At 65.4% G+C, this 22,925-nt stretch carries 18 protein-coding genes; 2 read left to right on the forward strand and 16 right to left on the reverse strand.

Annotated elements, in window-relative coordinates; translation table 11 throughout:
- Nucleotides 1–11 precede the first annotated feature (11 nt).
- The 3 genes from Q0894_RS01620 to Q0894_RS01630 all read right to left on the reverse strand — a co-directional run bounded on the left by Q0894_RS01620 (nucleotide 12) and on the right by Q0894_RS01630 (nucleotide 3,228).
- On the reverse strand, nucleotides 12–1,049 hold the full coding sequence (locus Q0894_RS01620; protein WP_299230898.1) for a substrate-binding domain-containing protein: 1,038 nt from the start codon (nucleotides 1,047–1,049) through the stop codon (nucleotides 12–14).
- A 249-nt stretch (nucleotides 1,050–1,298) separates the two neighbouring features.
- Nucleotides 1,299–2,036 (reverse strand): sulfite exporter TauE/SafE family protein, encoded by a 738-nt coding sequence (locus Q0894_RS01625; protein WP_299230900.1) that lies wholly within the window; start codon nucleotides 2,034–2,036, stop codon nucleotides 1,299–1,301.
- On the reverse strand, nucleotides 2,029–3,228 hold the full coding sequence (locus Q0894_RS01630) for a Bcr/CflA family multidrug efflux MFS transporter (RefSeq protein WP_299230902.1): 1,200 nt from the start codon (nucleotides 3,226–3,228) through the stop codon (nucleotides 2,029–2,031). Before Q0894_RS01630 ends, Q0894_RS01625 begins: the two co-directional genes overlap by 8 nt.
- 134 nt (nucleotides 3,229–3,362) lie before the next feature.
- Between Q0894_RS01630 and tal the strand changes: the two genes are divergently transcribed.
- Nucleotides 3,363–4,301, forward strand: coding sequence for a transaldolase (gene tal, locus Q0894_RS01635; protein WP_299230904.1), 939 nt, complete (start codon nucleotides 3,363–3,365; stop codon nucleotides 4,299–4,301).
- Nucleotides 4,302–4,495: 194 nt separating this feature from the next.
- Here the strand turns inward: tal and Q0894_RS01640 are convergent, their stop codons facing one another.
- From Q0894_RS01640 to Q0894_RS01680, 9 genes are all read right to left on the reverse strand, one after another.
- Nucleotides 4,496–5,005 (reverse strand): STAS domain-containing protein, encoded by a 510-nt coding sequence (locus tag Q0894_RS01640; protein WP_299230906.1) that lies wholly within the window; start codon nucleotides 5,003–5,005, stop codon nucleotides 4,496–4,498.
- Nucleotides 4,992–6,152, reverse strand: a complete 1,161-nt coding sequence (locus Q0894_RS01645; protein WP_299230908.1) for a response regulator — start codon at nucleotides 6,150–6,152, stop codon at nucleotides 4,992–4,994. Before Q0894_RS01645 ends, Q0894_RS01640 begins: the two co-directional genes overlap by 14 nt.
- A gap of 9 nt (nucleotides 6,153–6,161) precedes the next feature.
- Nucleotides 6,162–6,938, reverse strand: coding sequence for a VacJ family lipoprotein (locus Q0894_RS01650; RefSeq protein ID WP_299230910.1), 777 nt, complete (start codon nucleotides 6,936–6,938; stop codon nucleotides 6,162–6,164).
- Between the two features lie 24 nt (nucleotides 6,939–6,962).
- On the reverse strand, nucleotides 6,963–8,075 hold the full coding sequence (locus Q0894_RS01655) for a beta-ketoacyl-ACP synthase III (protein WP_299230912.1): 1,113 nt from the start codon (nucleotides 8,073–8,075) through the stop codon (nucleotides 6,963–6,965).
- Nucleotides 8,076–8,137: 62 nt separating this feature from the next.
- Nucleotides 8,138–12,127 (reverse strand): ATP-dependent RNA helicase HrpA, encoded by a 3,990-nt coding sequence (gene hrpA / locus Q0894_RS01660; RefSeq protein ID WP_299231207.1) that lies wholly within the window; start codon nucleotides 12,125–12,127, stop codon nucleotides 8,138–8,140.
- A 355-nt stretch (nucleotides 12,128–12,482) separates the two neighbouring features.
- Entirely contained in the window at nucleotides 12,483–14,168 is a 1,686-nt protein-coding gene (locus tag Q0894_RS01665; RefSeq protein ID WP_299230914.1) for an AMP-binding protein, read from the reverse strand.
- A 95-nt stretch (nucleotides 14,169–14,263) separates the two neighbouring features.
- On the reverse strand, nucleotides 14,264–15,100 hold the full coding sequence (locus tag Q0894_RS01670) for a class II glutamine amidotransferase (RefSeq protein WP_299230916.1): 837 nt from the start codon (nucleotides 15,098–15,100) through the stop codon (nucleotides 14,264–14,266).
- Nucleotides 15,093–16,922, reverse strand: a complete 1,830-nt coding sequence (locus tag Q0894_RS01675) for a vWA domain-containing protein (protein WP_299230918.1) — start codon at nucleotides 16,920–16,922, stop codon at nucleotides 15,093–15,095. Before Q0894_RS01675 ends, Q0894_RS01670 begins: the two co-directional genes overlap by 8 nt.
- A 35-nt stretch (nucleotides 16,923–16,957) precedes the next feature.
- A complete protein-coding gene (locus Q0894_RS01680; RefSeq protein WP_299230920.1) occupies nucleotides 16,958–17,395 on the reverse strand; it encodes a hypothetical protein in 438 nt (145 codons plus the stop codon).
- 45 nt (nucleotides 17,396–17,440) lie between these two features.
- Between Q0894_RS01680 and Q0894_RS01685 the strand changes: the two genes are divergently transcribed.
- Nucleotides 17,441–19,528: a prolyl oligopeptidase family serine peptidase gene (locus tag Q0894_RS01685; protein WP_299230922.1), complete on the forward strand. Its 2,088-nt coding sequence runs from the start codon at nucleotides 17,441–17,443 to the stop codon at nucleotides 19,526–19,528.
- Between the two features lie 97 nt (nucleotides 19,529–19,625).
- Here the strand turns inward: Q0894_RS01685 and Q0894_RS01690 are convergent, their stop codons facing one another.
- The 4 genes from Q0894_RS01690 to rnd all read right to left on the reverse strand — a co-directional run bounded on the left by Q0894_RS01690 (nucleotide 19,626) and on the right by rnd (nucleotide 22,889).
- Nucleotides 19,626–20,285, reverse strand: coding sequence for a hypothetical protein (locus Q0894_RS01690; RefSeq protein ID WP_299230924.1), 660 nt, complete (start codon nucleotides 20,283–20,285; stop codon nucleotides 19,626–19,628).
- 500 nt (nucleotides 20,286–20,785) lie between these two features.
- Nucleotides 20,786–21,235 (reverse strand): YcgN family cysteine cluster protein, encoded by a 450-nt coding sequence (locus Q0894_RS01695; RefSeq protein WP_299230926.1) that lies wholly within the window; start codon nucleotides 21,233–21,235, stop codon nucleotides 20,786–20,788.
- A 218-nt stretch (nucleotides 21,236–21,453) separates the two neighbouring features.
- Nucleotides 21,454–21,765 carry a YcgL domain-containing protein gene (locus Q0894_RS01700; RefSeq protein WP_195686948.1) on the reverse strand — a complete coding sequence of 104 codons (312 nt, stop codon included), beginning with the start codon at nucleotides 21,763–21,765 and terminating at the stop codon, nucleotides 21,454–21,456.
- Nucleotides 21,762–22,889 (reverse strand): ribonuclease D, encoded by a 1,128-nt coding sequence (rnd, locus tag Q0894_RS01705; protein WP_299230932.1) that lies wholly within the window; start codon nucleotides 22,887–22,889, stop codon nucleotides 21,762–21,764. The genes Q0894_RS01700 and rnd overlap by 4 nt, the downstream gene beginning before the upstream one ends.
- Nucleotides 22,890–22,925 lie beyond the last annotated feature (36 nt).

Genomic DNA, 22,925 nt, shown 5'->3' on the forward strand with positions numbered 1-22,925 from the left:
GTACTGCTCCCTTACAGATCGGCGACCTGCAGTGCGGCGCGGTTGGCGACCTTCTCGCGGGTCTGCTCGCGCTCCCCCTCGGGCAGCGGGATCAGCCCCAGATCACCCAGATAACCACCCTCACCGATCATCATCTCGGAGACGAACATGTCGACGTACTCATACAGCGGGGGTACGGCGTCGGCGTGCTGGTTCTTGACGTAGAAGAACAGCGAGCGCGCGATGGGGTAGTCGCCGGCGCTGATCGCCTCGGGCTCGGCCTCGACACCGTCAATATCCGCGGCGATCAGGGCGTTGGGGTTCTCTACCAGGAAGGAGTAGCCGAAGATACCGAAGGCGACGGTGTCCTCGGTGAGGCGCTGAACGATCAGGTTGTCGTTCTCGCCGGCATCGATATAGGCGCCATCGGCACGGATATCGGTATAGCCTTCGCCGCCATAGACATCGATCTCTTCGGAGACGGCCTCCATGACCAGCTCCTCGAAGGCATCACGGGTACCGGAGGTGCTCGGCGGACCATAGATGGAGATCTCGCGCTCCGGCAGGGAGGCGTCGATATCGCTCCACTTCTGGTACGGGTTGTCGACCAGCTCGCCCTGTTTGTCACCCTGTCCGGGCACCTTGGCGGCGACGGCCAGGAACAGCTGCTCCAGGGTCAGGTCGACACCCTCGTTGGTACTGGACTGGGCGAAGACGATGCCGTCCGAGCCGATCTTGACCTCGGTCACATCGGTCACGCCATTGTCGATGCAGCGCTCGAGCTCGGCGGCCTTGATGCGACGCGAGGCATTGGAGATATCCGGCGTCCCCTCGCCCACCCCATTGCAGAACAGACGAATGCCGCCACCGGAACCGGTGGACTCGATGACCGGTGTCGGAAACTCGGTCACCGCGCCGAATTCTTCGGTCACGTAGCTGGCGAACGGATAAACGGTGCTGGAGCCGACGATGCGAATCTGGTCACGGGCATGGGCCACGGTGGCCATGCCCATGACGGCGGCGGCGATCGCCGTGGTCTTGAGTGTGCGGCTGGTGAGGATGCGATTCATGGAGCGATCTCCTGATGGGTACGGTGTGCAACCTTCGCGACACACACCTTGCCCCACACAGATGACAGCTTTATGACATCGCTGGGCCCATCAGAGAATCCACGCACCCCATGGTTCTCGCTAGACAGAACTATCGTGGAGGCAGGGCCGTTCAAGGCTATTCCGGCGACAGGCCCCGGCCCCCCTCTCCGACCTGTCCCCGGCGCCTCCCATTATCACCCTGTCGATAACTGCGATAGCCCTGCTTCGCTAGAGCAGCAGCCCCAGCGCCGCCAGAGTGCAGAGTGACAACGAGGCGCCCTGCAGCAGGCGGCGATCGACGCGGTGGGCGACGCGGTTGGCCAGCCAGGTGCCGAACAGCACCGCCGGGATAAAGCTGAGGGCCATGCCCAGCTGCCAGGCCGAGACCTGCCCGACCAGCGCCAGGGTGGCCAGGGTCATCAACGAGGTGACCACGAAGAAGGCCGAGAGGGTTCCACGCAGGCGATCGGGTGAAAACCCATGCAGCAGCAACACCATCGGTGGCCCACCGATGGCCGCCACCGTGCCGAAGAGGCCGGATACCACGCCGGCGCCGAACAGGGTGCCGCGGTTGACCGGCAGGCGCAGGCGGAACAGCGTCACCACGACGGTAAACAGCACGCTGGCGGCGATCAGCTTTTCCAGTACTGCCATCGGGGCGGCCAGCAGCAGCCAGGCGCCCAACCCATTGCCGGGCAATCGCCCCACCAGGGCCGCGCCTATCTCGCCAAGGCGTACCTCATGGTGGTAGTGACGCAGGGTCAACAGCGAGACGGTAAAGCCGAACAGCACCAGCACCACCGGCACCAGGCGTGGTTCCAGCAGCAACAGCAGAGGGGCCCCCACCACCGCCAGGCCGAAGCCTGTGGCACGCTGCACGAAGGCCCCGAGCGCCAGCACCAGGGCACAGCCCAGCCAGGTGGCGCCGCTCATATCGAAACTACCAGGCCAGAACTGCTCAGCCATGAGCCTGCGGCTCCGGCTCTGCCGTGCCTGCCAGCACACGAATACCCAGGTTCGCCAGCAGCGTCGCCCCGAGCATGGTGCCCACCATGGGCCAGGCACTGTCGATCTCGAAGGCTCCGACCAGGACCCCGGCCAGTGCACCGCAGGAGAACTGGATGCTGCCCTGCAGGGCAGCCGCCGTGGCACTCATGTGCGGGAAACGATCGAGCAGCGAGGTAATCGCATTGGGCGCCACCAGACCGATGGTGCCGGCAAACAGCATGATCAGCGGCACCATGGTGGCCAGCGACTCCAGTCCCGTGGCCACCACCAGCGCCAGCCCAAGACCCGCCACCAGTTGAATCCCGAGACCCAGGCGCAGGTTCTGCAGCGGCGTATACCACCTCAGCAGACGGATATTGAGGCGGTTGGCGGCCACCATGATCACCACGTTGACGCCAAATACCAACGGATAGAGAGAGGGCGTCAGGCCGAAGTGCTCCAGATAGAGAAACGGCGAGGCGGTGACGAAGGCAAACAGACCGGCGAATGTCATCGACGCGGCGGCAATAAAACCCATGGCACGGCGGTCGCGCAGCACCGACACGTAGTTGCCCAGCACCTGTCGTGGCGTGGTCGCGAAGCGACCGGGGGCCCGAGTCTCGGGAAGGCGCGTACCCAGCAGCCACATCAGGAAGCCCGCGTAAACGGCCAGGAACACGAAGATCAACCACCAGTCGCCCAGATAGAGCAATGCACTGCCGACCACCGGCGCCGCCAGCGGCGCCATCAGCATGATGATGGCCATGGTCGACATCACCTTGGCTGCCTCACGCCCCTGGAAGCAGTCGCGCACGATGGCCGCCGAGTTGACCACGGTAGCGCCACCGCCCAGGGCCTGGACGAAGCGCCACGCCAGCAGTTCAGGCAGCGATCCCACGGTGGTGATTACCAGGCTGGCGAGCAGGAACACCACCAGGCCACCGAGCAGCACCGGCTTGCGCCCCACCCGATCGGAGACGGGCCCGAAGATCAGCTGGCCCAGGGCAAAACCGGCCAGAAAGGCCGACAGCGACAGTTCGGTATGATGAATGCTGGCGCCGATATCCTCGGCCAGGGCGGCCATTGCCGGCAGGTAGGCATCGATGGCGAAGGGTGCAAGCGCGGTATTGGCCGCAACCAGCAATGCCAGGCGGCGGGCGTTGAGCGTCAAGGCGACTCCTCGCGGAAAGCATGAAAGGGTTAAATAGCCTGCAAATAATAACCGATAACGCCGCGGCCTGCCGGATCTGTTCGCTCCCCGGCTAGCTTGCTAGAGTGGGAATCTACTTCAAGGAGGAGCACCCAATGGCCGACGATCTTCTATCACAACTCAAGGAAATGACCACGGTAGTCGCCGACACCGGCGACATCGAGGCCATCCGCCGCTTCCAGCCCAGCGATGCCACCACCAACCCCTCGCTGATCCTGCAGGCGGCCCAGCAGGATGCGCGCCGCCAGCGCCTCGGCGAGATCGCTCGTTCGGCCATCGATCTCGATGACGCCCTGGACGCGGTGGCGGTAGAGATCGGCAGCGAGATCAGCGAACTGGTGCCTGGCTACGTGTCCACCGAGGTGAGCGCTCGCCTCTCCTTCGATACCGACGCCACCCTGGCGCGAGCCCACTCGCTAATCGAACGCTACGCGCGTCATGGCGTGGGTCCCGAACGCATCCTGATCAAGGTTGCCGCCACCTGGGAGGGCATCCGCGCTGCACGCCAACTGGAGCGAGAGGGCATCCACACCAACCTCACGCTGCTGTTCAGCTTCACCCAGGCGCAGGCCTGCGCCGACGCGGGCGTCACCCTGATCTCACCCTTCGTGGGGCGCATCCTGGACTGGCACAAGGCACAACAGCCCGAGGCCGACTTCAGCGGCGACAACGACCCCGGTGTTCGCTCGGTGAAACGCATCTATGAGCACTACAAGGGCCACGGCTATCAGACCATCGTGATGGGCGCCAGCTTCCGCAACAGCGGCGAGATTCTCGCCCTGGCGGGCTGCGACCGCCTGACCATCTCCCCGGCCCTGCTCGCCGAGCTTGCCGAGTCCCAGGGCCATCTCGAGCGTCGACTGACGCCCCAGGGCGCCGAGACCCGCCCCCCGGAACCACTGGACGAGGCCGAGTTTCGCTGGGCATTCAACGAGGATGCCATGGCCACCGAGAAGCTGGCCGAGGGAATTCGCAAGTTCATGGAGGACCAGCGAAAGCTCGAAAGCCTGCTAAGTGAGCTAAGAAGGGGCTAGCCTGCAGGCTTCTACTCGTTACGGTGCATGCGGGGCGCTGGGGGCAAGCCGAAGAGGAGGTCCGAGGACCAGGGACGGCCGAGGTAGCGTACAGGGAGGTATTGACAGCCCCTCCTCGTCGGTCCGGCGCTCCGGGGCTTGCCGCCAGATCAGCCCCGAGTAGAGCTATCTACCATTAGCACTGGTTTCTTCCCTCACTGATGGCGGGAGGCGTCTTCCTGAGCCTCGAGCATCTCCACGAGGGGCTGGAACTCCTCACGGTTGTGCTCGTTCATGCGCATCAGGATGCGATGCGCCTCGAGGATCCGTCGCCGGGTCTCCTCGACATCGGTGGGGATCTCGGGCAGATCGCAGAGTTCACAGACCTCGGTGATGGGCGACTCCACCATGGTGAAGAAACGCGAGAAACCCATCACATCCAGCATGCGCTGAACGTCGGGATTGTCGACCACGATGGTGGGTCGCTCCGCCAGCCGCCCCTGGACGGCCATGGCCACCTTGGCCAGAAAGCCCAGCGCGGTGGAGTCCACGTTGCTGGCGTCACGCAGGTCGATGATCAACGACTCGAGACCTGGGGTGCTCGCCAGCTGCTGGGCCTGACGGTCCAGGGTAGCGCAGAGTGTCAGCCGTACGTCACCGCACAGCTTGAGGACGAATACGCCGGCATCGAATGCCGCCTTGATGCGCCCTTCATGAATCAGCATGGCCAAATCCGCTCAACATCATGATCGTCAGGTCGTCGGGCAATGTCTCATCGCCCGGCGCGGGGTCAAGGGCCAGATTGGCCTTCAGATCCGCCAGCGTCGCGCTGGTCTGAACCTGCCGCTCGAGCTCCATCAGCCGCGAGTCGAGGGTATCGCCCGGCAGGCACTCCAGAACGCCATCCGAACAGAGCCACAGGTGAAAGCGTTCCGGTAGCGAACAACCCAGGGTCGGGTAGTCGGCGCCCGGAAAGAGTCCGACCGGCATGCCCTCGCCCGCCAGGCTGGTGACCTTGCCATCCACCACCAGCAGCGGCATGGGCAGCTGCGCGCCCAGCGAATAGTGCAGATAGCGACGCTCGAGGTCAATGATACCCACAAACAGGGTGGCGTGCTTGCCGATGCCGGTATCCAGCAATTCCTTGTTGAGGTCAGCCAGCCAGCGTGCCGGCAGCGCCTCAGGGTGCGCACCATCCCATTCGGTCTGCCATCGATTGGCCAGATACTTGAGCAGCACCGTGACGAAGGCCGATGACGCCCCATGCCCCGACACATCAGCGAAGTAGAACAGCAGATAGCGCTCGTCGAGAAGATGGAAGTCGAGGAAATCTCCCGAGAGGTAGAGATAGGGAGCAAACCAGTAGTCACAGGTGACGCCACCCAGGGACTGGGGCCTCGGCGGCAGCAGCTTGCGCTGGATCTGGCCGCCGGCCTGCTGGTCGAGACGCAACATCGCCAGATGGGTCTCGAGAGTCTCGTTGAGCTCCTCCAGACGCAGCTTGTCGCGGCGACGTGCCTCCTCTAGATCATGCAGCCGGATCGCCTTGCGGATCATGCGTCGCAGCAGCTGACCGTGGCGACGCGGCTCCACGATATAGTCCACCAGCCCCGCATCCACCGCCGAGAGCAGATCCGGGGCATCGCGGCTATCGCTGACCACCAGGGTCGGTAGGCTCTCGCATAGCGCTGGCCAGTCGGCGGCCGGCACGGCCCGCACATGGGCCACCGCCAGCGCCACCTCGGGCGGCAGTGCCTCGCTGTCGGCGACGGCCACCACCGCCAGGCCATCCCGGGCGATGGTCTCGGCCAGCGCATCACGTGCCGGGCCCGGCTCATCGATCACGCCGATCAGCTGCTTGGGACGTTCCATGATCAGGCCTCAGTCGGCAAAGGCGTCGTCGAAATCACCATCGTCGAAATTGAATTCGTCGCTGGCAAAGGGGTCGTCTCCCAACTCTCCATCACTGACCTCAAAACGACGCTGCTGCAGCCAGGCATCACGCACAAAGCTGTAGCGATCCCCCTGGATCAGCGCCTCCTGATCGAGCAGACCCGCACGCTTGTCGACGAGACGCAGCGCCGTCAGCCCCAGGCGTGTTTCGTCATCCTCGATATAGGTCGTCGGGTAGGAGTACATGTCCACGGGTCGGCCACCAGTATCACGCACGGTGCTCGGACCGAACAGCGGCAGTACCAGGTAGCGCGACTCCTCCCACCCCCAGACGCCGAGGGTCTGGCCGAAGTCCTCCTCCCTGCCGGTGACCTCCAGGCGACTGGCGACGTCCCACAGCCCCCCCACTCCCACCGTGGTGTTGATCAGAAAGCGCGCCGTGGCAACACTGGCGTTGCGTGGCTTGCCCTGCAGCAGGCTGTTGAGCACGGTACGCGGCTCACCCAGGTTGGAGAAGACATTACCCACGCCGGTCTCCACCGGGTCCGGCGTAACGAAGCGGTAGGCCCGTGCCACCGGCTTGAGCGCATAACGGTCCAGCACATCATTGAAGGCGAACACCTTGCGGTTGAAGCCTTCCCAGGGGTCATCGGGATGACGCTCCTGCTGCGTGCCAGCGCTCGCGCATCCGGCCAATAGCCCGGCAACAGCCAGCACCAGCACTCCACGCCATACCCGTTTTTCGTGCCCCTTGGCATCGCTCATCATCATCTCCCTGAATTTCTGGTATCAGACGCGCCGAACCACCACGCTGCCGGCACTGTAGCCGGCACCGAACGAGCAGATCACGCCATTGTCGCCGACGGTCAGATCATCCCGATGCAGATGGAAGGCGATGATCGAGCCTGCCGAACTCGTATTGGCATAGCGGTCGAGGATCACCGGCGCCTCATGCTCATCGGGGTCACGCCCCAGCACGCGGCGAGCGATCAGATCGTTCATATGCCGGTTGGCCTGGTGCAGCCACATGCGAGCCAGGTCATCGCCACCCAGACCAAGGCTCTGCAGATGATCACGGATCAGCGTCGCCACCATCGGGCACACCTCCTTGAAGACCCGCCGCCCCTCCTGCACGAAGAGCTTGTCCACGGCCAACGGATCGGCATCGGTCACGCGATTCAGGAAGCCGGCATTGTTGCGGATCGCATTGGAGAAGCGTGTCACCAGACGGGTGCCGAGGATCTCGAAGCGCTCCGTGGCAGTGGCCAGGTCGTCACGCTCCAGCACGATCGCCGTGCAGGCATCACCGAAGATGAAGTGACTGTCGCGATCCCGGAAGTTGAGGTGCGCCGAGCAGATCTCGGGGTTGATCACCAGGGCACGACTGGCACTGCCGGCGCGGATGGCGTTGGCTGCCGTCTCGATGGCGAAGGTAGCCGAGGAACAGGCAACGTTCATGTCGAACGCATAACCACCGGCCCCCAGCTCGGCCTGCAGCTCCACGGCCAGCGCCGGATAGGGACGCTCCAGATTGGAGCAGCCGACGATGACCAGATCGATTGCATCAGCCGAAAGGCCGGCGCGCTCCAGGGCCTCGCGGGCGGCCCTGGCGCCCATCTCGCACTGGATCGAGGGCTCCTCGTTGTCACGCTCACGAAGCCTGGGGCGCATGCGCTCGGGATCGAGGATGCCCTCGGCATCGAGCACATGGCGGCTGTGGATGCCCGACGCCTTGACGATAAATTCACTGCTCGAGTGCGCCAGGCGCTCCTCGTCGCCGGCCCGTTCACGGCGCGTATTCTCGGCATCTACCCAGGCATTGAACGAGGCCACCAGGGCGTCGTTGTCGATGCTGTGCTCGGGCGTATAGAGTCCCGTGCCGGTTATCACCACTTGATTCATGCATTCTCCTTGCGGCGGCCGCGACCGCCAGGGTCACCGCGACAACCATTGTGACGGGGCGCTCATCCGCGCCCGGTAATCTCTGCCCAGCGCTTCTCGAGCCGCTTCGCGGATACGGGGAAGGCGGTGCCTAGCTGCTGGGCGAAGAGTGAGACGCGCAGCTCCTCGATCCACCAGCGAAATTCATCAAGCTCGGGCGGCACCATGCCGCCGCGGCGCTCGCTCTCGAGCCGCGCGGCTAACCGCGCCTCGAGCTCCTGAACCTGTTGCATATGCATCTGGTCACGATTGCGCTCCCGTGCGGCCTTCTCCAGACGAATCAGTGCCGCCTCCATATAGCGAGGGTACGCTTCCAGCCACTCGCCTGCCTCACTGATAAAACCGGGGTGCACCAGACGAGTCATCTGTGCCTTTAGATCAGAGTAGACCAGGGCCAGGGCCAGATTCAGGTTGCCTTTCAGCGCCTTGGTCACGGCCAGATGGCCCTTCAGGGCATCCTCGACGATAGCCAGGCGCCGCCTGGCCTCGGGCAGCAGCGCTTCCCGATGTTGTGCCAGGCGCGCCTCGAAGTCGGCGCTGGAGCGCGGCAGCGGCTCCACCGCCAGCGTGCTGGCGAACACCGCTCGCACCAGATCATCGGCGAACTGACGACGGCTGCCCACCTTGGCAAACAGCAGCGCACAGGTCTCCATCCCCTTGAGCCGCTCGATCTCGCGCACGACCTGGGGCAGCTCGCGCATGGCCAGCGTCACGATGCCACCGCGATGCGCCTGGCGTGCCTTGTCGGGATGATCGAAGAGCTCCACCCTGAAGGCATCCCCCCTGGGCACCAGCGCCGGGAAGGCCTCGACGCGAATGCCCGCCTGAGTGGTCACCCGAGACTCGGGAAGCCCCTCAGCGGGCAGGCCTTCCAGGTCATCGGCCACACTGGCCTGTCGTGCCAGGGCCCGGGCGCCCTCACCCGCGGCCGCCTCGAAGCGCCGCTCCAGTTCACGAGCATCGCGCCCCTGCCCCAGGAGCTCACCGGCGTGATCCACCACCCGCAGGTTCATCACCAGGTGAGGGTCGAGTTGATCCAGGCGCCAATCATCGGGATGCACCCGCACGCCGGTTCTGCGGCGCAGGAACTCGCCCAGCGCCTCAGTCAGCGGCGTATCATCGGGAACCATGGCCTCCAGGGCGGCATCGACCCAGTCGGGGATCGGCACCACCTGGCGGCGCACCGACTTGGGCAGCGACTTCATCAGGGCGATGCACTTCTCGCGCAGCAGGCCCGGCACCAGCCACTCCAGCCGTGCCAGCGGCAGCTGTGGCAGCATCGCCGCGGGCACGGTAAGGGTGACCCCGTCGTCCACCGCTCCAGGTTCGAAGTGGTAGTCGAGAGGGTAGCGCACCCCATTGAGCGAGAGCGCATCCGGATAGTCGCTGGCGGTGACCTCGCTGGCCTCCCGCGCCAGCAGGGCATCCCGGTCGAACTTGAGGATGCCGGGATCATCGCGCTCGGCCTTGCTGCGCCAGGCCTCGAAGCCCTTGCCGTGATGGATCTCGGCGGGGATGCGCTCATCGTAGAAGGCAAACAGGCTCTCCTCGTCGACCAGGATATCGCGCTTGCGCGCACGATCCTCGAGATCCTCGACCTCCTCGATCAGCGCCCGGTTGTGGGTAAAGAACTCCCCACGGGTCCTGAACTCTCCCTCCACCAGAGCCCGGCGGATAAACAGCTCCCGGGCCTCGGCCGGTGCGATGGGCCCATAGTGCACTCGCCTGCCACTGACGATGGGCAGGCCGAAGAGGGTGACCTGCTCGCTGGCGACCACCTGGGCCCGCTTCATTTCCCAGTGCGGGTCGGCGTAGCTGCGCTTGACCAGATGGCCGGCCACGGGTTCGATCCAGCGTGGGTCGATCTTCGCCACGGTGCGGGCAAAGAGCCGCGTGGTCTCCACCAGCTCGAAGGCCATCAGCCACTTGGGCGACTTCTTGGCCAATCCCGACCCCGGGTGGATAACGAACTTGCGATTGCGCGCCCCCAGATAGTCGCGATTCTCGGTAAGCAGTCCCAGGTGGGAGAGCAGCCCCGGCAGCAGCGCGCGATGCAGCGCCACGCTGCTCTGACGCCGCGCCTCACGGGTGGCCTCGCTGGGCTCACCCTCCTCGGCCACGGGGAGCGGCGCCGGCGGCGGCACCTCGATCTGCATGTCGCGCAGCAGCTGGCGCAGCTGACGGAAGGTATCCTGCCACTCGCGCATGCGCAGGTAGTTGATGTAGCGCTCCTTGCACCAGCGCCGGAGACGGTTGCCGGAGAGCTCTTCCCGAGCGGCCTCGAAACCGTGCCAGAGATTGAGCAGCGCCATGAAGTCGGACTCGGGATCCTGCCAGCGACGGTGAGCCTGGTCCGCGGCCTGGCGCTTGTCCGCCGGGCGGTCACGGGGGTCCTGCACCGCCAGACCCGCCACCACGATCAGCACATCACGCAGCCCGCCCTGCTCGGCACCGGCCAGCACCATGCGCGCCAGACGCGGGTCGATGGGCAGTCGGGCCAGCTTGCGCCCGATGGGGGTCAGGCGGCTTTCCTGGTCGACCGCGCCCAGCTCGAACAGCAGCTTGAAACCGTCGGTGATGAAGCGCGCATCCGGCGGGTCGACGAAGGGGAACGCCTCGATACTGCCAAGCTTGAGCGACAGCATCGAGAGGATCACCGAGGCCAGATTGGTACGCCGGATCTCGGGATCGGTAAACTCGGGACGAGCAAGGAAGTCCTCCTCGTCATAGAGGCGAATGCATACACCCTCGGCAATACGCCCGCAGCGCCCCTTGCGCTGATTGGCGCTGGCCTGACTGACCGGCTCCACCGGCAGGCGCTGGATCTTGGAACGGTAGCTGTAGCGGCTGATGCGCACCAGGCCGGGATCGATCACATAACGGATGCCCGGCACGGTCAGCGAGGTCTCGGCGACGTTGGTGGAGAGCACGATTCGTCGACCGGCATGGGGGGCGAAGACCCGATTCTGTTCGGCATTGGAGAGCCGCGCATAGAGCGGCAGGACCTCGGTGCCACGCAGATCGGCACGGCGCAGGGTGTCAGCGGTTTCACGGATTTCGCGCTCACCGGGCAGAAACACCAGCACATCACGGGGGCCATGACGCCACCCCTTCTCGCGCTCGATATGCTCGATCTCCTCCACGGCGTGGAGGATCCCCTCCTGCAGGGTGCGGTCCTCTTCGTCATCGGCCTCGCGCACCAGCGGTCGGTAGCGCACCTCGACCGGGTAGGTGCGCCCCGAGACCTCCACCACCGGCGCGGGTGTCGCCTCTCCCTCGGCACCTGGCAGGGCGAAGTGTGCGGCGAAGCGCTCCACATCGATGGTCGCCGAGGTGATGATCACCTTGAGGTCGGGACGCCGCGGCAGCAGCCGGCGCAGATAGCCGAGCAGAAAGTCGATATTGAGGCTGCGCTCGTGGGCCTCGTCGATGATGATCGCCTCGTAACGGCGCAGGTCCGGGTCGTGTCGTGTCTCGGCCAGCAGGATACCGTCGGTCATCAGCTTGACCAGGGTGTCATCGCCGCTCTGGTCGGTGAAGCGCACCTGGTAGCCCACCTGCTCGCCGAGCGGTGTCTCGAGCTCCTCGGCCAGGCGTGTGGCGACCGAGCGGGCGGCCAGCCGGCGTGGCTGGGTATGGCCAACCAGTCCGCGTCGTCCCAGCCCAAGCTCCAGGCAGAGCTTGGGCAGCTGGGTGGTCTTGCCGGAGCCGGTCTCGCCGGCCACCACTACCACCTGATGGTCGCGAAGCGCCGCCAGGATATCCTCGCGACGCTCTACCACCGGCAGCTCGGGCGGGTAGTTGAGCGTGACCGGCCGGGCCGTACGGCGCTCCACCAGGCCGCGAGAACGCGCCATGGCCTTTTCCACCTCGGCCAGGCCGCGATCCACCGGCTTGCCCTCCTTCAGGCGACGCGACAGCCCCTTGAGGCGCTTTTCCAGGTTCGGGTGGTCGCGCAACAGCACGCTATCCAGTCCGAGGCGCAACTGGCGCAGTCGCTCGGCATCGGACAGGCTTTGTAAGGTGATGGCAGGGGTCTCGTCGGGCACGGCGACTCCGGTAAGGACTGGCAACTAGGGGCTGGTACCAAGGGATGACAACAAAGCCCGCGCCGGAGACTCCGACGCGGGCGCCCTATTGTAACGCCGCGGCCGCAGCGGCGGCCAATCGATGAGTGTGGCTCACCAGGGCGATCGCAGATGCCCACACCGCTCAAGGCTTTCCCGGCGACAGGCCTTCGAGGGGGCGCTGTAAATACCTCCTTGTACGCTACCTCGGCCTTCCCTGGTCCTCGGACCCCCTCTCAGACCTATCCCCGGCGCCTTTCGCTATCGCCGCATGCTAATTACGACGCCCTTCCAAGTGGCACTAGCCGGCCGTGCCGGCCTTCTCCCGCTCCTCGTCCCGGAGCTGGCGGCGCAGCACCTTGCCCACATTGGTCTTTGGCAGCTCGTCGCGCACCTCGACGACCCGCGGCACCTTGTAGCCGGTGAGCTGCTTCTTGCACCAGGCGCGCAACGCCTCCGGGTCGATCTCGGCGCTGCCACGGGGCACCACGAACAGCTTGATCGTCTCGCCGCTGGCAGCATCGGGCACCCCCACCGCCGCCGCCTCCAGCACATCGGGATGCTGCGCCACCACGTCCTCGATCTCGTTGGGATAGACGTTGAAGCCCGAGACCAGAATCATGTCCTTCTTGCGGTCGACGATGCGGATATAGCCATCTTCCTGTAGCACGGCAATATCCCCGGTATGGAACCAGCCCTGTGCATCGATCACCTGAGCGGTCTCGTCATCACGGTTCCAGTATCCCTTCATGACCTGAGGACCCTGAACACAGAGCTCACCCGGCTCGCCGAAGGCCAGGTCATTGCCATCGGCATCCACCACCTTGACCCGAGTACCCGCAACCGGTTTGCCGATGGTCCCCAGCTGTATCGCGTCGACGGGGTTGAAGCTGACCACCGGTGAGGTCTCGGTAAGCCCATAGCCTTCGGCAATCTCGCAGCCGGTAACCTCCTTCCAGCGTTCGGCCACCGACCTGGTCAGGGCCATGCCCCCGGAGATGGTCAAACGCAGGCGGGAGAAGTCCAGAGAGCGGAAATCCTCGCGGTTGCACAGGGCATTGAACAGGGTGTTGAGACCGATAAAGGCGGTAAAGGGTACCTTGCGCAGCTCCTTCACGAAGCCCGGCAGATCCCTCGGGTTGGTGATCAACAGTGAGTGATTGCCGGTCTCCATCAGAAACAGGCAGTTCACCGTAAAGGTATAGATGTGATAGACCGGCAGCGGCGCGATCACCACCTCCTTGCCATGTTCGAGACCCGGGCCGATGGCCTGACCGGCCTGGATCATGTTCGCCACCAGATTGCGATGGGTCAGCATGGTGCCCTTGGCCAGGCCCGTGGTCCCCCCGGTATACTGCAGTGCCGCCACATCATCGAGCTCGCGCTCCACTTCGCGATGCTGTTGGGCGCTTCCCACCTTTAGGGCCTGGCGCAGTGGCGTGTGGCCGGGAAGCCGATAGGCCGGCACCAGCTTCTTGAGGTGCTTGACCGCCAGGTTGATCAGCGGTCGCTTGGGAAAGCCATGCAGATCCGCAAGTTCGGTCACCACCACGTGCTGGATATCGGTACGATCGAGGATATTCTCGAGCTTGCTTGCCATGTTGGCGAGTATCACGATCGCCTTGGCGCCTGAGTCCTTGAACTGGTGGGCCATCTCGCGTTCGGTATAGAGCGGATTGGTGTTGACCACCACCAGGCCGGCACGCATGGCACCGAACACCGCCACCGGAAACTGCAGCAGGTTGGGAAGCTGAATGGCGATGCGATCACCTGGCTGCAGGGTGGTCTCATGCTGCAGCCAGGCCGCGAAGTCACCGGAGAGACGCTCCAGGTCGGCGAAGCTCAGCGTCTGCCCCATGCAACTAAAGGCGGGCTTTTCGGCATATTTGCCCACCGCCGCGTGGAAGATGTCGGTGACCGACCGGTACGCCTCCATGCCGCTGAGCTCGGGGCCTTCGAGAATGGGGGCGTGGGCATGTTCACTCATCACGTGTCTCCGCAGTATCGACGATATGACATCGACGCTTCTTGTTGTCCCGAGGCTACCTTACTACCGTGCCTGCCGCGCTGTAAAACGATTGATTAAAACCCTTGTTTAGATTCTTGACCTGGCGCGTCCCGTGCCTCCTCGCGTTGGCCAAAACGGGCTTGTATCTGACCATCTCGCCACACCAGCAGCTCACCGGGCGCCATCCGCTCCCAGGCCTCGTTATCGGTCAGCGGCTCGGTGGCAATCACCGAGACAATATCGCGGCTGGTGGTATGTTCGGCGAAATTCACCGTCAGTTCGGCATCCGAGAGGCTCGCACTGCCAAAGGGGGCGCGCCGGGTGATATGGGCCAGCTTGGTGGAGCAGTAGGTGTACAGATAGTCACCATCGGCCAGCAGCAGATTGAATACCCCCAACCCCCGGAGCCGTTCGCAGAGCTCATGGAGCAAGCGCCACAAGGCCTGGCGCTGCTCTGCGGTCTCGGGACGCCGCGGGAAGTCGCGGCGCAGCTCGCCCAGCAACCAGCAGAAGGCGTGCTCGCTGTCGGTCCCTCCTACCGGGCTATAGAAGGAGAGAGGCAGAGACTGCCACCCCTCGAGCTGACCGTTATGGGCGTAGCACCATGGCTGTCCCCACATCTCGCGGACGAACGGGTGGGTATTGGCGAGCCGTACCTGCCCCACATTGGCCTGGCGAATATGGCTGATCACGATATGAGACTTGATCGGATAGTCACAGATCAGGCGTGCGATGGGCGAGCGCACCGAGGGGTGCGGGTCGCGAAAGTCGCGGTAGCCGCCCTCTTCGTAAAAGGCGATCCCCCAGCCGTCGCGATGCGGCCCGGTGCCCCCACCCCGGTGCAGGAAACCGGTAAAGCTGAAGCAGATATCGGTCGGCACATTGGCACTCATGCCCAACAATTCACACATGGGGATCCTCCCGATGGGCAGGACGCCGCCGCTGGCGACGACCGCGTAACAAGAACAGCAGTATCACTATCAGAACAGCACCGGCGACCAGCGCCCAGACCAACGGCCTGGCGGCCAGCCCCGATAGCCGCGGCTGCCAGCTGGTGCGCCAATGTTCTACCCCGGACGCAACCCCCTGATTGATAGCCCCGATAAATCGCTCGACGACACCACCAGGGTCAGGGTCTTTACCACGACCGGCGGCCAGATCCTGGTGGAAACGCTCGGCCGAGAACTCGCCGCGCCCGCTGGCCAGGTCGAGGCCGGTGGCAGACTCGGCAAACAGCATCAGGGGGGGCAGACGCAGCTCATGGGTCTGGGCCTGAAGGCGCACCTCGGCGCCCAGCTTCAGGGGGCGACTGACGCTGTCATCCAGTTCGGGCAGGGCGATCATCCAGCGGCGCTCGCCCCGGGGCTCGATCTCGAGGTGCTCACCCGCCAGCTCCGCCCAGGGGCGCGTATTATGATGAGCCAGCTCGGGATGGCGAGCGGTCAGCACTACGCGCCGCGATTCGGGCTGATGGCTCGCCTCGAGTGGGGCCAGCAGGTTGATCGCCTGGCTGCGCTGACGGACCATCCCCTCGGCCTCGGCCGTGATCACCAGACGCGCACTCCCCGGCAGGGTAGGGGCTGGCAGCTCGCCACGAAAGCGTTCACCGTCGCGGGCGAGTCGCGTCGTGCCCCGCACCTCACCATCGGCAGCGGCGAGGTCGGCACGCAACGAGAGCCCTTCGAGCTCGTCTGTGTAGGGCACGCCATTCCGCTCGAGCCAGGCCTCTACCGGCAATGGAAAGCCCAGGAAGGCCGTGGCCGGCAGCACTCCGGTACGCAGGGCCAGCGCCGACGTGACGCCGATGCGACTCTGCTCGGCAACCTCACCCTCGACACGCCACTCGCCGGGTGTGGGGTCGGGCACCCTCAGCAGGTCGAAGCGCGGCTCCACCTTCCAGCGCCCCCCTGGTGGCGGTGTGGTGGCGCGATACTCGCGGCCTTGCGGCCCCACCAGCACCAGCGGCTCGGCATCGGGGGCGTGGAAGAGCAGCGCCGAGAAGGTCTCGATGCCCGGCTCTATATGAAAGCGCCCCCCCTCCAGAGGAATACGGTCGGTGGGGAAGATGCGCTCGACGATATCCAGAAAGGCGACGAGCAGACTCTCGGGAGAGGCGACCGGAGCAGGCAGACCACCGGTGGTACGGGAAAGCGACTCCACCAGGGCCATATCGGCCTGATCGGAGAAGGCGATGGCGTGCACGACCACCCCGGAATCGGCAAGCTCCACCGCCAGCTCGTCGAGAAGTTCTCGACGCGAGGCCGCATCCACCTCGGGCTTGGAGCCTCGCGCTGGGGGCAGATCGATGACACCATCGGTCAGCAGGACCAGGTGGCGCCAGCCATCGGCAGCAGGCGCCGCGGCGCGGCGCACCGCGGCTTCGATATCGGTATAGGGTTGCACACCCGCCAGCGCAGGACCCAGCGCCTGAGCCCGTCGGCGCCAGTCGACATTCACCTCACCCGACGGCAATGGGTTGGCCACCGTCTCGCCGAAGGTCCAGACACCGGCAGAGGTGCCTTCCGGCATCAACGACACCAGCAGTTCGAGGGCGCTGACCCTGAGACGATCCGGATCGTTGGCGCGCATGCTGCCCGACACGTCGATGATCACTCGTACCTCGGGGCGGTCCTCGACCGGCTGTGCCAGCACGGCGGGAGCCAGTGCGCACAGGAAGGTGAGCACCAGCCGGGTGCCCATGCGCCCTGCCCTGTCCCGGACTCTGCTGGCCATCCCGGCCTCCTTATTAGATCACCCTGGTTCGACGATCACCCCTGGCCGACAACCGGCTCCCGCCGCACGGCACCACGCGGCCCATCAGCCGCCTTGTTCTCATTCTTGTTCCGGTTGACCGGCTTGCTGGTGCGCCTGCCACGCCACCACAGCAGCAGCCCGAAGACCACCCCCAGCCCGGCACCCAGAAGCGTCAGGACAAGGGCCGGCATCAGCGCCTCGCTGTTACGCTCGAGAAAGGCCACCGTCGCCACGACCACCGCCGGTGCAAAGCCGGTGTAGACATCCCCCTCCTCGAGCAGCGGGAGCTGAAAACGCGCTGGCATCCACATCACACCGGCCACCAGCCAGGTGATCGGCAGCCTCAGCAGTCTTGGCAGGAAGGCCAGCCCCAGGTAGCCGGTGAGCAGTATCACCAGCGACAAGACGCCGTAGCTCAGCCATAGTAGGCTCATCGATTCGGTAATAGGCATTGCCACCTCACTTTTCACTTATCCGAGTATGGTACATCCCGCGCCATGAAAGCACAGCCGCCACAGCGCCTTGAGCACTCCACTGCTTCCCCGGTCTCCCACTTCCGCCGTCCAGAAGACCCCGAGTGGCACTGGCTGGAGCAGCGCGAGGACTCGGGGGTCACCGACTTCCTTGAGGCCGCCAATGCCGAGTGCGATGCCTGGTTCAGTCCCCTGGAGTCGCTGGTCGAACGGCTCTACCACGGCCACCTCGCGCGTCGCGAGCTTGCCGTGCATGGCCTGCGCACCCCGCTGGACCACCACACCTACTGGAGCGAAACCGCGGCCGACGCCGACTACCCGGTGTGGTGGCGACACCCCAACGGCGAGCCCGACCGCGCCGCCCCCTTCCTTGACCTGGAAGCGCGTGCCGCGGCCCACGACTTCCTCGAACTCGGCGACATGGCCCTGTCACCGGACGAGGGCTGGCTGGCGTGGACCGAGGACACCACCGGTGACGAGAGATTCGACCTCTTCCTGGCCCGGCTGCCCGATGGAGCACCCGTACGCCTGCTGGAGGATATCGGTGCCGAGCTGAGCTGGGCCGAGGACAACGCCACCCTGCTGTTCACCCGCCATGATGCGACCCAGCGCCCCGAGAGCATATGGCGCCTGGGATTGCGCGAGGGTGTTGCGGACGAACCAGCTCTGGTCCTGCGCGAGGAGGACCCCGAGTTCTGGCTGGGACTGGGCAAGACACGCTCCCGGGAGTGGTTGGTACTGGAGAGCGCCTCCAAGGATACCAGCGAGTGCCACTTGATACCGGCCCGGGCACCGGCCACCCCCCCGCGCTGCTTCCGCCCCCGCGAGAGCGGCGTGGAACTCGCGCTGGAGCACCGCCCCGGCCACTTCTACCTGCTGCACAACCGTGGCGCCCCCCATTTTCGACTCGACCGGCTGGCCGAGTCATCTCTAGAGGTAGCCGCCGATGCTCAGCGCTGGCAGCCGCTGATTCCCCATCGCGACCACCACACCCTGGAGGGGGTTGATGCCTTCAGTTGGGGAGTCGTGGTCACCGAGCGCGACCATGACGAGGCCCAGGTACACCTGCGGGTCCTGGAGTTCAACTCCGAACATCTCACTACCCGGGACGAGCGCCTGCCACTACCGGAGACACCCTGCAGCCTGGCACTGGGTGATGCCCCCCACTTCGATGGTCGTCGCCTGCGCCTGTGCGAGGAGTCCTTCATATTGCCGGTAAGCTGGGTGGAGCACGACCTGGACAGCGGAGAGCGTCGCCTGCTCAAGCAGCAGCCCGTGCACGGCGACCTCAGGCCCGAGCACCTCGCGTGTGAACGGCTGTGGGCCACCTCCCACGACGGGGAACGCATCCCTGTTTCGGTGGTCATGCCGGCCGACCGTGTCGGTCATCCACTTCCGACCCTGCTCTACGGTTACGGCGCCTACGGAGAGGTACTCGACCCCTGGTTCTCGGTAGCCCGACTGGAGCTGCTCTCCCGGGGCGTGGCCTTCGCCGTGGCCCATGTCCGGGGCGGCGGTGACCGCGGCGAACCCTGGTACCTGGCCGGCAAGCTGGCACACAAGGCCAACAGCTTCCACGATTTCCTGGCGGCACGTGACGCCCTGGTGGAGCATGGCATCAGCGACGGCGAGCGTATCGCCGCCTATGGGGCCAGCGCCGGCGGCCTGCTGGTGGGCGCCAGTCTCAACCTGGCGCCGCAGGCATTCTGTGCGGCAGTGCTCGACGTACCCTTCGTGGACGTGCTGCGCACCATGGAGAACCCGGACCTGCCACTGACCACCGCCGAATATACCGAGTGGGGCAACCCGGCGGACGCCGCTGTCCGTCGCCGCATCGCCGACTATTCACCACTGGACAACCTCGCCGCGGCCCCCTACCCCGCACTGTTCCTGCAGGGCAGCTGGCACGACACCCGAGTCCCCTACTGGGAGCCGGCCAAGCTCTATGCCCGACTCACCGAGCTGGGCAGCGCTCGCGGACCGGTGCTGCTGCGTTCCGATATGACCGCCGGCCACGGTGGCGCCTCCGGGCGCTTCAAGGCGTGGCATGATGGCGCCCGCCAGGACGCCTTTATTCTCTGGGCGCTGCGACTGGCAGATCAGGAGGCATGATGCCTTGCTGCTTGATGCTTGATGACAGTGCCGTGACGGCGAGGACCCGGCCGAGGCCGGGTCCCTGTAACAGGCTTGTGAGGTAAGTGGCGCGCAATCAACCGCCACGCGATCCACCGCCGGGGCCACCACCCGAGCCGCCGCCGGAACCGCCACCCGAGCCGCCACCCGAGCCGCCGCCGGAACCGCCACCCGAGCCGCCACCCGAGCCGCCGCCGGAACCGCCACCCGAGCCACCGCCGGAACCGCCACCCGAGCCGCCGCCGGAACCGCCACCCGAGCCGCCGCCGGAACCGCCACCCGAGCCACCGCCGGAACCACCACCCGAGCCGCCGCCGGAACCGCCACCCGAGCCGCCGCCGGAACCGCCACCCGAGCCACCGCCGGAACCACCACCCGAGCCGCCGCCGGAACCGCCACCCGAGCCGCCGCCAGAACCACCACCTGAGCCACCGCCGGGACCACCACCTCCGCCCCCACCATCGGTGCCGCCATCGGACCCATCATCGGAGCCGTCGTCCGATCCATCATCGGAGCCGTCGTCCGTTCCATCATCAGAGCCGTCGTCCGACCCATCGTCGGAGCCGTCGTCCGTTCCATCGTCGGAGCCGTCGTCCGTTCCATCGTCGGAGCCGTCATCCGATCCATCGTCGGAGCCGTCATCCGATCCATCATCGGAGCCGTCATCCGTTCCGTCATCGCTGCCGTCGTTGCTGGCAACCAACACGCCCTCACCTCCGTCGCGAGCGCCAGACATATCCGTTTCCTGGTCTCCAGCGCTCGGCGGGTAGAGCAGCAACAACTGCTCGGGGCTTAACCGCGTCGGCAGCCACGACTGCAGCTGCGCCATCTCCTGATTGTCGAGCACGCGGCCCTCGTTCATGAGGTCATTGAACATCTCCGCCATCTCATCATCACTGAGCGGATCGCCGCTCCACGAAGAGGATTGCGCCGCAACGCCGGACGAGGCCAGGGCACCCACCGCCATGACCAACGCTAGTTTCCTGAAACCTTTCATGTTCGATCCCCCCGACCCCGCACCTCTCAATAAGCGGCGTCATGCGTTGGGCAAATATGCCCATGCCTAAAACAAACTGTTACACATATCAAGGATAGTTCCCGGCGGTGGTCGCCGCCATATAACGAGCGCATAAATCGAGGGTGCAAGGTGACGGGGCCTGAACGCCCATCGGCGAGGCGTCGCAAGCATGCAATGAAGGCAGCATCCTCGCTGAAGGGAGGGGTGGGCTGGCGATGTCAGCCGTCGATGGGCAGAATCGCGATGATATGGTCCTCGTAGTACTCCTCGGAGACACCTCTGCTGCTGACCGCAAAGCTGCGTACGCTGACGCCCTTGCGATGAACGCGTTCCGGGTCACCGCTGAGCAGCGGGTGCCAGGCGGCCAGTTTGCGGCCCTCGGCGACCCGACGATAGGCGCAGGAGCGCGGTAACCAGCGAAATTCGTCCACTCGCTCCGGTGTCAGCCGGGTGCACTCCGGCACCCGCTCCAGGCGGTTGGGATAGTCGCTGCAGCGACAGCTCTGGATATCCAGCAGCTCACAGGCCAGGTTGAGTACCGCCAACTCGCCGGTCTCGTCATCCTGGAACTTTAGCAGGCAGCACTGACCGCACCCGTCGCAGAGCGCCTCCCACTCCTCGGCGGTCAGCTCTTCGAGGGGGTAGTGCTCCCAGAAACGTTCTCGCATGGCATCTTCCAGTCACCCTGCTGAACAGCAGGCATCTCGGGGCTGAACCGGCGGCTGGCCTGGGAGGAGACGCTGTGAATACCTCCCTGTACGCTACCAAAGCCTTTCCTGGCGTAGGACCTCCTCTTCGGCCTGCCCCCGGCTCCCCTGGGTTGAACGGAGTTCGTGCGTCGTCGGGCGCGATACTGTTTGTCGCGCCCGATGCCGGGCACATTGGGTCAGTAACGCGCCTGAGTTGGAGTGCGATAAAGATCCAGAAGATACTCCTCCTTGGCTGGGGGCATCTGCAGATAGAAGCCGTTGTCACGGATCGCCTGCATCACCTCCACAGCACTGGCGCGCCCCAACCGTTTCTCGGGGCTGAGGATCAGCGTCATGGCCGGTACCGGCTTGCCGAAACGCTCGAGCAGGGGGCCAGGAACGCGCTCCGTACCCTCGCGCTTGTCGACATAGAGATACATTTCGTCCTTGCGCGAACTCTTGAATACCTGGCACAGCAGGCGGTCGCCGGACATCCGGTCATCACTCATCTCGGTAGTTCCTCCAGGGCCTTTATCAGCCCCGTGTTCAGGCGTTCACCGCGCCACCCCGTCGGCAGCGGCGGGTCACTCTTTTCCAGGTGGGCCACCAGCAGGGCCTCCAGGTCACGGCGACGCATCAGTACCTCAGGGGCCACACCCAGCGCCTCGGCCTCGGCATTCACCACCTTCTTCAACGTCTTGATGCCACGCTTGAACTCAGGCTCCATGGGCGATGGCAGCTCGCCCGGGAGCTCGCTAGCATCGAGCTGCTGCGCCTCGGCCACCAGTGCCAGCAGGGTGTCGCCGTCGCGCTTGACCAGACTCGGCTTGACACCTTCGATCCGCGCCAGCTCATGGCGATTCCGGGGCATCACCTCGGCGATCGCGAACAACACTCGGTCATGCACCAGCCAGCCCCTGGGCAGGTTGCGAGCGCGGGCTTCGCCTTCGCGCCAGATGGTCATCCGCCGGTAGGCCTCGATCTGGCGCGGCGCCAGGCGCCACAGCTGACGCTGACGCAGATACCACTGCCCATCGGCCTCGACGCTGCGCTCGGCCTGGGCCAGCATCGCCTCACCATCGGCCTGAAGCCACTCGCTACGCCCCAGCCGCTCGAGCTCGAGGCGCTGCTGCTCCCATACCTGCACCAGATAGACCACATCAAGGGCGGCATACTGCAGCTGGGTCTCCGAGAGCGGACGCACCAGCCAATCGGAGCGGGTCTCATCCTTGGGCAGGATCTCGCCGACCCAGTGCTCCACCAGCTTCTGATAACCCATGCCGGGATTGTCGCCCAACAGCCCCTGGGCGACCTGGGTATCCACCAGCGGGCGCGGCGTCACACCGGCCCAGCACGTGAAGACCTCCAGGTCCTCGCTGGCGGCGTGCAGCAGCTTGAGCGGCCCTTCGGCCAGCAGACGTCGGAAGGCGGCGGTACATGTCACGGCCTGGGGATCCACCAGCCAGGCCACGCCGCCGGCGGAAAATTGAATCAGAGCCGGTACCGGGTAGAAGGTGTTCTCGCGAAAGAACTCGGTATCCAGGGCGATGACATCGTCATTACTCACCGCCTCACAGGCGGCATCCAGCGCCTCGGGGGTATCGATCCAGTGTATCTCGGGGGTCAGGGGCATCAGGGTTCCGGCAGTGTTGAATGGGGTGGAGCAACC

Source organism: uncultured Halomonas sp., from assembly GCF_947501415.1.
GTDB lineage: Bacteria > Pseudomonadota > Gammaproteobacteria > Pseudomonadales > Halomonadaceae > Halomonas.